The sequence below is a fragment of the Pseudonocardia oroxyli genome (assembly GCF_900102195.1).
Taxonomy (GTDB): Bacteria; Actinomycetota; Actinomycetes; order Mycobacteriales; family Pseudonocardiaceae; genus Pseudonocardia; species Pseudonocardia oroxyli.
In genome coordinates this window covers 26,085-39,612 of the sequence record NZ_FNBE01000018.1, presented here as the reverse complement: position 1 = coordinate 39,612, position 13,528 = coordinate 26,085, and the positions used below count along the sequence as shown (strand labels likewise).

At 73.3% G+C, this 13,528-nt stretch carries 13 protein-coding genes; 5 read left to right on the top strand and 8 right to left on the bottom strand.

Annotated features, from left to right (window positions below; all coding sequences use genetic code 11):
• Nucleotides 1–4 precede the first annotated feature (4 nt).
• The 6 genes from BLS43_RS23850 to BLS43_RS23825 form a co-directional block, all read right to left on the bottom strand.
• A complete protein-coding gene (locus tag BLS43_RS23850) occupies nucleotides 5–1,855 on the bottom strand; it encodes a S9 family peptidase (RefSeq protein WP_093088940.1) in 1,851 nt (616 codons plus the stop codon).
• Entirely contained in the window at nucleotides 1,856–3,622 is a 1,767-nt protein-coding gene (locus BLS43_RS23845) for an N-acetylglutaminylglutamine amidotransferase (RefSeq protein WP_093089040.1), read from the bottom strand. It abuts the gene before it with no gap.
• Nucleotides 3,623–3,682: 60 nt separating this feature from the next.
• A complete protein-coding gene (locus BLS43_RS23840; RefSeq protein ID WP_093088939.1) occupies nucleotides 3,683–6,238 on the bottom strand; it encodes a carboxylate--amine ligase/circularly permuted type 2 ATP-grasp protein in 2,556 nt (851 codons plus the stop codon).
• An 84-nt stretch (nucleotides 6,239–6,322) separates the two neighbouring features.
• Nucleotides 6,323–6,946: a TenA family protein gene (locus BLS43_RS23835; protein ID WP_093088938.1), complete on the bottom strand. Its 624-nt coding sequence runs from the start codon at nucleotides 6,944–6,946 to the stop codon at nucleotides 6,323–6,325.
• Between the two features lie 5 nt (nucleotides 6,947–6,951).
• Complete coding sequence (gene mobA, locus BLS43_RS23830) at nucleotides 6,952–7,587, bottom strand: molybdenum cofactor guanylyltransferase (RefSeq protein ID WP_218129984.1); 636 nt, start codon at nucleotides 7,585–7,587, stop codon at nucleotides 6,952–6,954.
• 91 nt (nucleotides 7,588–7,678) lie between these two features.
• Nucleotides 7,679–8,344 carry a DUF429 domain-containing protein gene (locus BLS43_RS23825; RefSeq protein ID WP_093088936.1) on the bottom strand — a complete coding sequence of 222 codons (666 nt, stop codon included), beginning with the start codon at nucleotides 8,342–8,344 and terminating at the stop codon, nucleotides 7,679–7,681.
• A 17-nt stretch (nucleotides 8,345–8,361) separates the two neighbouring features.
• Here BLS43_RS23825 and BLS43_RS23820 point away from each other — a divergent pair, with 17 nt between their 5' ends.
• From BLS43_RS23820 to BLS43_RS23810, 3 genes are read left to right on the top strand one after another with little or no spacing between them, the layout of a single operon-like run.
• Nucleotides 8,362–8,808 carry a ribose-5-phosphate isomerase gene (locus BLS43_RS23820; protein ID WP_093088935.1) on the top strand — a complete coding sequence of 149 codons (447 nt, stop codon included), beginning with the start codon at nucleotides 8,362–8,364 and terminating at the stop codon, nucleotides 8,806–8,808.
• On the top strand, nucleotides 8,801–9,607 hold the full coding sequence (locus tag BLS43_RS23815; RefSeq protein WP_093088934.1) for an Fpg/Nei family DNA glycosylase: 807 nt from the start codon (nucleotides 8,801–8,803) through the stop codon (nucleotides 9,605–9,607). The genes BLS43_RS23820 and BLS43_RS23815 overlap by 8 nt, the downstream gene beginning before the upstream one ends.
• 48 nt (nucleotides 9,608–9,655) lie before the next feature.
• Nucleotides 9,656–10,444 (top strand): Fpg/Nei family DNA glycosylase, encoded by a 789-nt coding sequence (locus BLS43_RS23810; RefSeq protein WP_093088933.1) that lies wholly within the window; start codon nucleotides 9,656–9,658, stop codon nucleotides 10,442–10,444.
• A gap of 134 nt (nucleotides 10,445–10,578) precedes the next feature.
• Here the strand turns inward: BLS43_RS23810 and BLS43_RS23805 are convergent, their stop codons facing one another.
• Nucleotides 10,579–11,364 carry a hypothetical protein gene (locus BLS43_RS23805; protein ID WP_218129983.1) on the bottom strand — a complete coding sequence of 262 codons (786 nt, stop codon included), beginning with the start codon at nucleotides 11,362–11,364 and terminating at the stop codon, nucleotides 10,579–10,581.
• 121 nt (nucleotides 11,365–11,485) lie between these two features.
• Between BLS43_RS23805 and BLS43_RS23800 the strand changes: the two genes are divergently transcribed.
• Both BLS43_RS23800 and BLS43_RS30185 read left to right on the top strand, forming a co-directional pair.
• The gene (locus BLS43_RS23800; RefSeq protein WP_218129991.1) at nucleotides 11,486–12,226 is read left to right on the top strand and encodes an HAD-IIA family hydrolase; all 741 of its coding nucleotides are present in this window, start codon (nucleotides 11,486–11,488) and stop codon (nucleotides 12,224–12,226) included.
• A gap of 236 nt (nucleotides 12,227–12,462) precedes the next feature.
• The gene (locus BLS43_RS30185) at nucleotides 12,463–12,612 is read left to right on the top strand and encodes a hypothetical protein (RefSeq protein WP_176921503.1); all 150 of its coding nucleotides are present in this window, start codon (nucleotides 12,463–12,465) and stop codon (nucleotides 12,610–12,612) included.
• A gap of 3 nt (nucleotides 12,613–12,615) precedes the next feature.
• On the opposite strand, the gene BLS43_RS23795 is transcribed toward BLS43_RS30185, so the two are convergent.
• Nucleotides 12,616–13,524, bottom strand: coding sequence for an intradiol ring-cleavage dioxygenase (locus BLS43_RS23795; RefSeq protein ID WP_245707750.1), 909 nt, complete (start codon nucleotides 13,522–13,524; stop codon nucleotides 12,616–12,618).
• Nucleotides 13,525–13,528: the final 4 nt, after the last annotated feature.

Here is a 13,528-nt window from a genome sequence, read left to right as displayed (position 1 = left end):
CGCCTCACGCCGTCTGGGAGGCCGGTTCCTGCAGGTGCGCGGTGACCCACCCCACCACCTCGCGGACGAACTGCGCCCGGTGGGCGACGGCGTGGGTCTCGTGGCCCTCGTCGTCGAAGAGCAGCAGCCGGGGGGTGGCACCGCGCTGCTCCAGGGCGGCGACCATGCGCAGCGCCTCGCCCAGCGGGACGTTCGTGTCGTAGCGCCCGTGCACCACCATCAGCGGGGCCCGGATCTCGTCGACGGCGTGGATCGGCGACAGCGAGCGCAGCAGCTCGCGGTCCGCCACCGGGTCCCCGTACTTCGTGGTCGCCGACGACGCGATCCACGGCTCGGTCTCGGCGTAGAAGGTCTCGAGGTCGCTCATCCCGCACACGTCCACACCCACGGCGAACAGCGACGGGAACCAGGCCAGCGCGACGAGGGTGAGGTACCCGCCGTAGGACCGCCCGGACACCCCGATCCGGTCCGGGTCCGCGAGCCCGGACGTGCGCAGGAACGTGACGGCCGCCCGCACGTCGGTGATGGCGGTGAACCGCTGGTCCAGGTCGTCCGCCTGGGAGAACGCGCGGCCGAACCCGGCCGAGCCGCGGACGTTCGGCGCGAAGACCTGCACCCCGGCCGCGACCAGCGCCTGGAACAGCGGGTGGAACACCGGCCGTTCCTGCGCCTCCGGCCCGCCGTGCAGCCAGATCAGCGTGGGCGCCGCGCCGTAGGCGGTGTGGGGCCGGAACAGCCAGCCGGTCAGCCCGAGCCCGTCCTCGCCGCGGAACTCGTGCAGCGTGGGCTCGACGAAGTCCTCGACCACCTCGATCTCGCCGGGGAGCACCGCGACCGGCTCGGCCAGGGGCACGTCGAGCGCGATCCGCGTGATGCCCGGCGGCATCGTGGGGCCCTCCGACGCGACGAGCAGCGTGTGCCCGTCCCGGGTGAACGCCAGCCCGGTCACGACGTCCCCGGGCTGGTCGGAGACCGGGGAGGAGAGCCCGTCCCGCAGGTCGACGAGCTCCAGCTCGCTGCGTCCGTCGACGTTCCAGGACAGCACGGCGCGGGCGCCCGCGGGGTCGAGCGCGTAGGCGTCCAGATCGTCTCCGCCGCGGGCGGCGACCTCCCAGGCCAGGGAGACGTCGTCGTCGGACACGGTGCAGGCGAGCAGTGCGGGGCGGTCCCGACCGGCGTCGGTGTGCAGGTAGAGGACGGACCCGGTGACGCCGAACCGCGCGTCCGCGACGGTGGCGTCGTGGCCGGGCAACAGCTCCACCCGACGCCCGGTCCACAGGTCGATCAGCTCCAGGCCGCGGCGGCCGCGCCGCCCGGTCCGCACCACGACGATCCGTCCGTCCCGGCTCACCGCGCACACCACGGCGGCGGGCCCGGAGGCCAAGACCGTCGAGGAGCCGTCCCGGACGTCGACGAGGCAGGCCGTGCCGTCCCCGTCCGGGCCGTAGATCGTGACGCCGACCTGGCGTCCGCTCGGCGACCACGCACCGAGGGTGACCGCGAGCGACCCGGCGGCGATCTCGCGGCGCTCCACCCCGTTCGGCGACAGCAGCAGGACCCGCGTCCGCTCCCCGCCGCCGGGGGCGATCTGCACGGCCAGCCACGCGCCGTCCGGCGACCACGAGAGGGCCACGACGTCGCAGGCCACGGTCGGGTCCACCTCGGTGTCCAACGGCGCGGCGGGCTCCTCACCGAACGGCGCCACCCACGCCCGCGGCCGCCCGTCCCGGTCGGAGATCCAGGCCAGCAGCGTGCCGTCCGGGGACGGCAGCGGGGACCGGTAGGAGGGGACGATCAGCTGATCGCCGAGGTCACCGGCCAGTTGGGCGCGCCGCCGTTCGGTGAAGCCCTCCACTCATATCCCCCTCTCCTGCAACCACATCTCCAGCAGTGCTACCTGCCACAACGCGTTCGAACCCAGGTTGGTGCGCTGCGTGTTCGGATCCGCCAGCATCCGCTCCAGCCAGTCGCTGCGGACCAGCCCCCGGGCCTTGGCCACCGGATCGGTGACGGCGGCACGCACCCGTTCGAGGAACGGCCCCTCCAGGTGCCGGATGGCCGGTACCGGGAAGTATCCCTTCGGCCGGTCGATGACCGCGTCCGGGACGACGCCGCGGGCCGCCTTCTTCAGGACCCCCTTGCCGCCTTCGCTGAGTTTCAGTTCTGGTGGGCACGCCGCCGCCAGCTCCACGAGCTCGTGGTCCAGGAACGGGACCCGTGCCTCGAGCCCCCAGGCCATGGTCATGTTGTCGACGCGCTTGACCGGATCGTCCACGAGCATGATCGTGCTGTCCAGCCTCAGTGCCGCATCCAGTGTGCGCTCCGCCCCCGGCTGCGCGAAATGTGAGGTGATGAACGCGCGGCTGGGATCGTGGTCGAGCAGCCACTCGGGTTCGAGGATGGAGGCCAGGTCGCTGTGCGGCCGGTCGGTGAACACGGCCTGGTAGGCCTCCACGGCCTGGTCCCGCGGTGTGGCGGCCAGCGGCGGGTACCAGTCGTACCCGGCGAACACCTCGTCGGCGCCCTGCCCGCTCTGCACGACCGTCACCGACTTGGCGACCTCCTCGCTGAGCAGGTAGAACGCCACACAGTCGTGGCTGACCATGGGCTCGGACATCGCCGTGATCGTGTCGTCCACGGCGGGGAGCATCCGGGCGGGGTCGACCAGGATCTGCTGGTGGTCGGTCCCGAACTCCTTGGCGACGATGTCGCTGTACTCGAACTCGTCGCCCTTCTCCCCGCCCGCGGCGTGGAAGCCCACGGAGAAGGTCTTGAGGTCCCGCTGCCCCTCCTGCGCCAGCAGCGCGACGATCAGGGACGAGTCGAGGCCGCCGCTGAGCAGCACGCCGACCGGCACGTCCGCGACCATCCGGCGCCGGACGGCGGCGCGCAGCCCCTCGAGCACGGCCTCGGTCCAGTCCGGCACGGACAGTCGCCGCTCGTGGACGGGGGTCCAGTAGACGTGGTCGGAGAACGTGCCGTTCGCCTCGTAGGTCCGCACGGTGGCGGGCGGCAGCTTCCGGACGCCGTTCAGGATCGTCCGCGGCGCGGGCACCACCGAGTGGAAGGTCATGTAGTGGTGCAGCGCGACCGGGTCGATGGACGTGTCGACCTCGCCCGCCGCCAGCAGCGCCGGCAGCGAGGAGGCGAACCGGATCCGACGCGGGCCGGGGGAGTAGTACAGCGGCTTGATCCCCAGCCGGTCGCGGCCCAGGACGAGCCGCCCGGTGTCCCGCTCGGACACCGCGAACGCGAACATCCCCTTGAAGTGCTCCACGCAGGCCGCGCCCCAGTGCGCGTAGGCCTTGAGCACGGTCTCGGTGTCCGAGTTCGAGAAGAACGTGTGCCCCGCGGCCTCCAGCTCGGTGCGCAGCTCGCGGTAGTTGTAGATGCAGCCGTTGAACACCACGGCCAGGCCGAGCGCCGAGTCGACCATCGGCTGCGCCCCGCGCTCCGACAGGTCGATGATCTTCAGCCTGCGGTGCCCCAGCGCGACCGGCCCCGCGGCGTGCACCCCGGTCCCGTCCGGCCCCCGCCGTTCGAGGGCCTTGGTGATCCGCGCGACCACCGCCGGATCCGCCGCCTCCCCGTCGAACCGCATCTCGCCCGCGATACCGCACATGTGCCACTCCCTACCCGTGCGCGGCGAGTGGTGCCAGAGCACCACTCGCCGCGCACGACCTCAGCGCAAGATCCAGGTGTCCTTCGCCCCGCCGCCCCGCGACGAGTTGACGATCAGTGAGCCTGCCGGCGCGACCCGGGACAGGGTGGCGGGCACGACGTCGAGGTGCGCGTTGCCGCCGTACTGGCTCTGGAGGACGAACGCGCGCAGGTCGACCGCGCGCGGCTCCAACCGGCGCCCCGAGAAGGTCGGGTGCGTGGAGAGCTGCACCATGTCCTGCGCCACCCACCGCGCGGGCTCGGCGCGGATCTGCTTCTCCACCTCGGTGAGCTCGGAGCGCTCGGCGTGCGGGCCGATCACGATCCCGCTGCCGCCGTAGCCGTCGACCGGCTTGAGGACGAGCTCGTCCAGCCGGTCGAGCACCTCGGCGCGCCGCGCGTCGTCGACGCACGGGTAGGTCGGCACCGAGTCGAGCAGCGGCTCCTCGCCGAGGTAGAAGCGGATCATGTCCGGGACGTAGGCGTAGACCAGCTTGTCGTCCGCGAGCCCGTTGCCCAGGGCGTTGAGCAGCGCGACCCGCCCCTTGGCGACGGCGGCGGCCAGGGCCCGTCCGATGGGGCGCATGTCCGCGCCGCGCGAGGACATGAGGTCCTTCTCGTCCATCCGACGGTAGAGCGCGGACAGTCGCCGCTTGCTGCCGACCGACACCAGGTAGACGCCCTCGTCGGTGACCTGCAGGTCCCGCGGGGTGACCACCGGGACCCCCATCTGCGTGGCGAGCAGCTCGTGTTCGAAGAACGCGGAGTCCGACGGGCCGGACGACAGCAGCGCCACCTCGTCGTGCCCCGGGGTGCCGGTCTCGGTGGCGGAGAGCAGCGCGGCCCGCAGCCGCCCGGGCACGTCCTCCAACCCGACGACGCCGGTGGGCGGCTCGAGATCGCTCATCACCGACCGCACGAGCCGCCGGGACATGATCGAGTACCCGATGCCCGAGGGCACCCGCAGGTTGTCCTCCAGGACCAGCCAGTGGTCCGGGGCGTCTCGGACCAGGTCGATCCCGGCCACCGCGATCCGGACGACGTCCGCGGGCACGATCTCGCCGTTGCGGTGCCTGCCGGGTGCGTTGTCGAGCACGGCGGCCGGCACGATCCCGTCCCGGACGATCCGGCGGTCGCCGTAGGCGTCCCGCAGGAAGTGCTCCAGGGCCTGGACGCGCTGGCCGAGCCCGGGTTCCAGCGTCTGCCAGTCGTCCGCCGTGATGATCCGCGGGACCAGGTCCAGCGGGAACAGCCGGCCGTCGTCCCCGAAGGTGACGCCGCGGGCGCGCTGCTCGGTCGCCAGCGCGGCCTCGGCCGCGACCAGGCCGCGCGGCCCGAGCCGGTCGAGCGCCCGGAACATCCAGCCGTAGGCGGGCAGCACGGTGCCGCCGTCGGAGACGGCCTCGTCGAAGGTGGCGGGGTGGTAGTCCTGCAGCAGGGCCTGGGCCAGCGGCGCCTCGACCGGCGGGTCGATCGCCAGCAGCCTGCCCTGGGTGTTCTCGATCAGGGCGTCGACGACGTCCACCAGCTCGCCGCGCCGCCCGTACATCCGCCGCTGCCGCGCCGCCCCGGACCCGCGCAGCAGCGTCCCCTGGGACAGCTCCACGATCTGTTCCCAGTCGCCGAGCTCCTCCAGCTGCGGGCGCAGGCTCTGCACCAGCTGCCCGACGAGCAGCGGCGGGCTGACGAGCGTGGGCCCCGCCAGGTCGACGAGGTCGCCCTCCAGCCCGGACCGGGCGGCCCGCCAGGCCGCGGCCCGCAGCAGCTCCTGGCTGACCGCGGGCAGCGGCTGCCCCGCGTCGATCTCCTCGCGCGCCCGGCAGACCAGGGCACGGAACAGCCCGGCGATGAGCACGACGTCGTCCACCTCGGTGCACGCGTCGCACACCCGCAGCTCGACGGTCGGCACGTGCGCGCTGGGCCGGATGTCGAAGTAGAGCATCCCCGGGTCGGAGATGGTGCCGCTGGCGATCAGCTGGGCCACCATCGCGTCGTACTCGGCGCCCGTCTCGACCATCGCCGGCGGCCCCGCCGTGGGCCAACGGGACCACACCATGCTGCGGTAGCTGGCGTAGCCCGTGTCGTGCCCGCGCCAGTACGGGGAGCTCGCGGAGATCGCGAGCAGGATGCTCAGATACGGCGCCACCCGCCGCACGACCTGCACCGCGGTGTCCCGGTCCGGCACGTCGACGTGCACCTGCGCCCCGCAGATGTGCTGCTCGCGCACCAGCATCTGGTACTCGTGCTGCATCTTCTCGTAGCGGGCGCCCGCGGAGATGTCGTCCCCGGTCAGGTCGACGAGCGGGACGGTGCCCGCCGCGACGATCCCGAGCCCGCGCGCGCTCGCCACCGACTCCAGCCTGGCGCGGAGCCTGCGGAGGTGTCCGCCCAGCTCGTCGAGGGTCTCGCAGACCGGGGTGTTGGTCTCGACCAGCGAACGCTGCAGCTCCCGCGCGAACTCCGCCCCGTCGAGCTCGGGGAGCAGGACGTCGACCTCCGGCGCGGCGCGCCGGGTCGTGAGATCCACGACGTGGAACTCCTCCTCGACCCCGAGAAGGGGTCTCCCGGCGGCACTCATGCGAGTGACGCTAGGTGCGAATTGTTACGGGCGCATAGCCCCCAGACGGCCGCCACACCCGCTTGTACCCACCCCGGCGCCCCCTCAGCCGTAGGCCGCCTCGAAGAACGCCAGCTCCAGATCCACCGCCTCGCCGAACCGCCTGCTCACCCGGACGACGTGCGACGAGTGCGCGGCGGCCCGGTCGAACTCGGCCCGCAGGAAGTCCACCCACGCCGCGAACGCGGGGCCCCGGTGCAGGTCGATCCACTCCGCGGCGATCGGGTCGGCGGGCGTCGGCGCGTCCCGCGCCGCCCAGTCGAGGTAGAGCCACTCGGCCACCAGCAGCACGGCGAGGATCTCGGCGTAGCTCGCGTCCGCGCGTGCGGTGTCCATCAGCTCGACGAACCCGCGGGTCGGGGCAGCGAGATCGGCCTCGGCCGAGACGCCGAGCGTGCGGAACGAGGAGAGGAAGAACTCGTGCTCGTCGCCCGCGACCAGCCCGACCTGGCGGGCGTGGACCACCCGCGCGGCGGGATCGTCGCAGGTCGCGACGGCCGCGCCCATCAGAGCGAGGAACGCGTCGCAGAACTGGAAGTCCTGCACGAGGTAGCGGGCGAGGACCGTCCGGTCCACCGTGCCCGCCCACAGCTCGTCGACGAACCGGTGCCCGACGGCGGCGGCCCAGGTCTCGGCGTGGGTCCTGCGGAGCTCTTCGGAGAACGACACGGGGATCAAGTCTCGCCGACGACCGTCGCGTACTCGTCGGGGGTGTTGACGTTGACCAGCGACCGCAGCGCGGGATCGGCCGCGGCCAGCGCGGGATCCGCCAGCAGCTCCGCGGCCTCCACCCGGCGGACGTCGACGGTCGCGAACAGGTCGGGCGGTCGGCTGCGGCCCGCGGTGAGCAGGTCGGCGACGGTCGCGGCGAGCCCCACCCGGTACGCCGCGGCGAGGGGCTGGTGGTGGCCGTGCACCACCGGGAGCAGCACGTCGTGGTCGCCGAGCAGGTCCAGTACCCGCCGGACGTAGGCCGGGTGCAGCAGCGGGAGGTCCACCGAGGCGACGAACGCGGCGTCCGCCCGGCCCGCCACCGCGGCGAGCCCGGTCGCGATGCCCTGCAGCGGCCCGCGCCCCGCGACGGGGTCGGCGACGGTCTCGGCGCCGGTCACCGGCAGGTCCTGCCCCGGCGCCCCCACCACGACCACCGGCTCGACGACGCCGCCGACGGTCGCGACGACGTGCGCCAGCAGGGGCGTGCCACGCCAGTCCAACCACGCCTTCGACCGGCCCATCCGGGACGAGCGTCCACCCGCCAGCACGATCCCCGCCGCCCGCACCCGATTCCCCCTGTCGTCGCCCCGCCGCACGGCTGCCAGCATGCCGCAGGCGCCTGCCCGGCCCGGCCCTGACGCTCGGGACGCCCAAGCGCCGCTCAGCGACGCTTGGGCCGCCCAAGCGTCAGCCGCCACCCACCACCGGAGCCGCGATCCGCATCACCCGCCCGTCCGCGCCCAGCTCCCCGCCCAGCATCTCCACCTCGCCCGCCGCGACCCGCTCGGCGGTCCAGGCGCAGGCCAGGGCGTCGAGGCAGTCGTCGAGCCGGGCGCCTGCGGGGAGCTCGGCGAACACCGACGGCGACACCCAGGTGCCCAGCGCGGCGAGCCGCCTGCCGACCCCGCGGGCCGTCTTCTTCGACGCGAAGTCACCGGGGAGCAGCCCGCGGAACGCCAGCTCGGGCGAGGCCTCCACGACCGTCGGCGGCAGGTCGACGGACAGCCAGTCCAGGATCTGCCGCCGGATGTTCCAGGTCTGGATGCTGATCCCCTTGCCGGTGAGCCGCCGCGCCACCGCGACGGCCTCGGCGTGCGAGGCGGCCTGCAGCACCGGCAGCGGGGGCGCCGGGAAGATCGACGACCGGGCCCGGCCCAGCCGGGCCGCGGCCAGCCCGTCGCACGGTCGCCACCCGGACACCGGCACCGCGAGCGGGATGTCGACCGCCACCGCGTCGCAGCCCGCCGTCAGCGCGACCACCTCGGCGGCCGAGACCACGACGTCCCACCGGACGGGTGCGAGCCGGACCACGACCCACCCTCCGGGCACCCCGTCCACACCGGCGACCCTCATGAGGCAGGATTCTCGTCGTGCGCGTCTACCTCGGCAGTGACCACGCCGGTTTCGAGCTCAAGGCGGCCCTGGTGAAGCACCTGGGCGGCAAGGGATACGACGTCGTGGACGTCGGCGCCCTCACCTACGACCCGGAGGACGACTACCCCGCCTTCTGCATCGACACCGCGCGGAAGGTGGTGAACGACCCGGGCAGCCTCGGCGTCGTCATCGGCGGGTCGGGCAACGGCGAGCAGATCGCCGCGAACAAGGTGAAGGGGATCCGCGCCGCCCTGGCGTGGAACATCGACATCGCGAAGCTGAGCCGCGAGCACAACGACGCGCAGGTCGTCGGGATCGGCGCCCGCCAGCACACCGAGGCGGAGGCCTTCGCGATCGTCGAGGCCTTCCTCGCCACCCCGTTCAGCCACGGCGAGCGCCACCAGCGGCGCATCGACCAGGTGTCCGCGTACGAACGTGCCTGAGGGCCACACCCTCCACCGGCTCGCCCGCAGGCACCAGAAGCTCTTCGCGCGCAGGCCCGTGCGGGTCACCAGTCCGCAGGGCCGCTTCGCCGACTCCGCCGCCCTGCTCGACGGCCAGGTGCTCACCCGCGCCGAGGCCCACGGCAAGCACCTGTTCCACACCTTCGCCGCGGACCTCGTGGTGCACGTCCACCTGGGTCTCTACGGCACGTTCGACGAGGGCGAGCTGCCCGCGCCGGAGCCTCGCGGACAGCTGCGGATGCGGCTGGTCGGGGAGACCCACTTCGCCGACCTGCGCGGCCCCACGGCGTGCGAGCTGCTCACCCGCGCCGAGGTGAAGGCCATCCGGGACCGTCTCGGCCCCGATCCGCTGCGCCGGGACTTCGACCCGGACCGGGTGTACGCCCGGCTCGCGAAGAGCTCGAGCCCGCTCGCCACGCTGCTGATGGACCAGAAGGTGATCAGCGGCGTCGGGAACGTCTACCGCGCCGAGCTGCTGTTCCGCCACCACCTGGACCCGCAGACCAGCGGCCGGGCGCTGGACCGGGGCACGTGGGACGCGATGGCCGCAGACCTCGTCGCCCTGATGAAGGACGGCGTGCGCAAGGGCCGGATCGACACGGTGCGACCGGAGGACGACCCCCGGCGCAAGGGGCTCGCCCCGCGGAAGGACCGCCACGGCGGCGAGGTGTACGTCTACCGCCGCGCCGGGCTGCCCTGCCACGTCTGCGGCACCACCGTGCTGACCGTGACCCACCAGGCCCGCAACCTGTTCTGGTGCCCCACCTGCCAGTCCTGATCTCGCGGTCGACGCGCGGGATCGGCGGGGTGCGGGCAGGCTCGGGGGATGCCCGAAGGCCACACCGTGCACCGCATGGCCCGCCTGCAGCGCCGCCGGTTCGCGGGGGCGCCGGTCGCGGTGAGCAGCCCCCAGGGCCGCTTCGCCACGGACGCCGAGCTGGTCGACGGCCGGGTGCTCGCCGCCGTCGAGGCGCACGGCAAGCACCTGTTCCAGCACTACGGCCCGGATCTCGTCGTGCACGTCCACCTGGGTCTGTGGGGTCGGTTCCCCAACCGGCGGCTCCCCCTGCCGGAGCCGCGGGGCCAGGTCCGGATGCGGATGGTCGGCGAGACCCACTACGCCGACCTGCGTGGACCCTCGGCCTGCGCGGTGCTCACCGACGTCGAGGTGAAGGCCATCCGCGCCCGCCTCGGCCCCGATCCGCTGCGCGCCGACGCGGACCCGGAGGAGGCCTGGCGCCGGATCTCGCGCTCCCGCGCGCCGCTGGCGTCGCTGTTGATGGACCAGAGCGTGATCGCCGGGCTGGGGAACGTCTTCCGTGCCGAGACCCTGTTCCGGTGCGGCCTCGACCCGCAGCGGGCGGGCCGTGACCTCGGCCGCGAGCGGTTCGACGCCCTGTGGGCCGACCTGACCGACATGCTGCGGGCGGGGGAGCGGGCGGGCCGGATCGAGACGACCCGCGTGGCCGGGGGCGACGACGGGAACAGCGCCTGCGCCGGCGCGGTCTACACCTACCGCCGCGCCGGGCGCCCCTGTCTGGTGTGCGGCACCCCGATCGCCCGCACGACCCACCAGGGCCGCAACCTCTTCTGGTGCCCCCGGTGCCAGGCGTAGGACGACCCCGGAAAGCACTGACCGGCCCGGGACTGAGCGCTCCGGGCCGGTCTGTGTCGCATGGCCGGTCGTGCCGGCCGAGGTCTGCTCCGAGCATGGATTACCCGATCATCGGATTCGCAAACCCCCGATGATCAGAAGTCGAACCCTCCGCCGAAATCTCCGCCCCCGCCGAAGTCGCCTCCGCCGAAGTCCCCACCACCGAAGTCGCCGCCACCGTCGCCGCCCATGTCGCCGCCGTCGGCCCCCATGTCGCCGCCGCCCATGTCCTCGGCCTGCGCGTCCGCCAGGCCCTGCTCGTAGCCGCCCGCGTAGGCGCTGCCTGCCATGCCGGAGAACATCGCGCTGAACAGCAGCGCCGATCCGACACCCCAGGCGCCCGCCACCAGCGCCGGCTTCCACCACGGCTCGGAGTACCAGCCCGCCGGGACCGGCCGCCCCGCGACGTTCCCGCCCGGGTAGTAGTGCGAGTTGCGGTCCGAGGGGTTCGGCGAGGCACTGAAGCTCTGGCCCTCGACATCGACGTTCCGCTCCTCGGTGACCGCGCCCGCGCGCTGCTGACCGGGCAGCGGCGGCAGCTCGGGGCCGGGGTCCATGTCCATGGCCAGCCGCGCGGCCCGGACGTAGTAGAGGCCCTCGTAGGCGGTCTCGGTCACGCCGCGGGCCTGCGCCGGGGTCTTCGCCTGCTCCATCTGCGAGCCCGCGGCGTTGTAGCGCTCGGACGCGTCGGCGAGTGCCTGCTTCGCGGCCTCGTTCGTGCCGATCAGGTTCAGCACCTGGCCGCCGAGGCGCTCGAGCCAGCGGCGCGCGTCGGACTTGGCGTCCTCCAGCTGTGCGGCCTGGCCCGCGCCACGGTTGCGGACCAGCCAGATGACACCACCCACCACGGCGAGCAGGATCAGAATGGTCACGAGGTCCACGGGTCTCTCTCCCTGTACTCCGAATCGTCTACGGAGATAACGGACGAAAGCCCGCGTCCGTTCCCGGGGCTACCCTGCCAGGGTGTCCGAGAGCAAGCCCGTCGAGGCCTGGATGACCGACATGGACGGCGTGCTCGTCCACGAGGGGAACATCATCCCCGGTGCCGACGAGTTCGTGAAGCGTCTGCGCGAGACCGAGACCCCCTTCCTGGTCCTCACCAACAACTCGATCTACACCCCGCGCGACCTGCAGTTCCGGCTGCGCAACACCGGCATCGACGTCCCGGTGGAGTCGATCTGGACCTCCGCGCTGGCCACCGCGACCTTCCTCGACCAGCAGCGCCCCGGCGGCTCGGCCTACGTGGTGGGCGAGGCGGGCCTGACCACGGCCCTGCACGAGATCGGGTACGTGCTCACCGACTCCGCGCCGGACTACGTGGTGCTGGGGGAGACCCGCACCTACAGCTTCGAGGCGGTGACGACGGCGATCCGGCTGGTCGAGGCGGGCGCCCGGTTCGTCGCCACCAACCCGGACGCCACCGGGCCGTCGAACGAGGGGTCGCTGCCCGCGACCGGCTCGGTCGCCGCGCTGATCACCCGGGCCACCGGGGTGGACCCCTACTTCGTGGGCAAGCCGAACCCGCTGATGATGCGCGCCGCGCTCAACCGCCTCGGCGCCCACTCCGAGACCACGGTGATGATCGGGGACCGGATGGACACCGACGTCGTCGCGGGCCTGGAGGCGGGCATGCGCACGGTGCTGGTGCTCAGCGGGATCATGCGGGCCGACCGGGTGGACCGGTACCCGTACCGGCCGAACCGGGTGGTCTCGTCCATCGCCGAGCTGGTCGACGACGTGTAGCGGTCGGCCCAGGTGGTCCACGCCGGCGGGCACGCCGGCGTGGACCGGCGGCCGGTGAGGGAGGGGTGTCTCCCGGCCGCGGGAGGGGCGCCCCGTGTCCGCCCGGTCACCCGTTCGGGTACTCGGCGCCTCTGGGGGAGACTCGCCGGGCTCTCACGCCGTGTTACGGCGCGTTCGGACCATTTCATCGTGGTCCGGACTTGCGAATCACACACATGTGATTACCCTCGGACGTCATGAGTGACACCGTGTGGTGGAGCTGCCCGGAATGCGGTTCCTATGCCGAGATGTCCGGTGAGGAGACGGCGGGTTTCGCCGTCGAGTGCCCGGACTGCCCGAACCCGATGGTCTCCCAGTGGGTCTGGGACGAGCCGAACGCCGCCTGATCCTCAGCGACGTGGCCCGCCCGGAGCCCCACCGCCGGGCGCCGCGCCGGCCGACGGGGTGGTCCGGGTGTCGATCCGGACCGGCAACGAGACGGCGTAGCCGCCCGTCGGCTCGCCGGTGACGGTGGCCAGCTGGGACGCGCCGCCGTCGTCTCCGAAGACACCGTCGGTGTCGAGGCTCAGCTCCGCGAGGTTGGGCACCGAGGACGCGTAGCCGGACTGTGCGTAGACCGCCTCGCAGACGTCCTGCGGCAGCGCGACCTGCGAGGTCGCGATGGCGTTCGCGGAGTCGGTGATGCTCGCCCCGTCCGGGTAGACCTCGAGGTGCACGTGCGGCCACCGGCCCGGGTAGCAGGCCGGGAAGACGCTCGTGAAGCGCACGGTGCCGTCGGCGTCCGCGATCTGCACACCGCGCAGGTAGTTCTCGTTCTCGACGCCCTCGGAGTAGAGCGAGTAGCGGCCCTCTCGGTCGCAGTGCCACACGTACACCGCCACGCCCGCGAAGGCCGAGCCGCCGTTCGCCAGGTCGGCGACCGTCAGCTCCAGGGTCATCGGAACGCCCTCGGCCGTCGCCGACCCGGTGCCGACGCCGGAGCGGATGTCGCTGCGGACGATCCCGCTCTCGGTCAGCGCGTTCGGCCCGTTGGAGCCGTCCCCGGGATAGGGGCCCGCGGTCTCGTCGGGGATCTCGCCCTCGCCGGTGGTGGCCGTCGCGGCGCTCGACGTCGTGGTGCCCGCCCCGCAGGCCGCCAGACCCAGGGTGGCCGCCCCGACGCCCAGCACGCGCAGCATCCGCCTGCGTCCGAGCAGCGTGCCCATGTCGAACGCGAGCCCCTGGTCGACGACCTCCTCGTCGGGTCGGGGGAGGCGGCGGCCCTGGTAGTCCGGGGAGTGCGACATCTCGTTCGGCATGGGA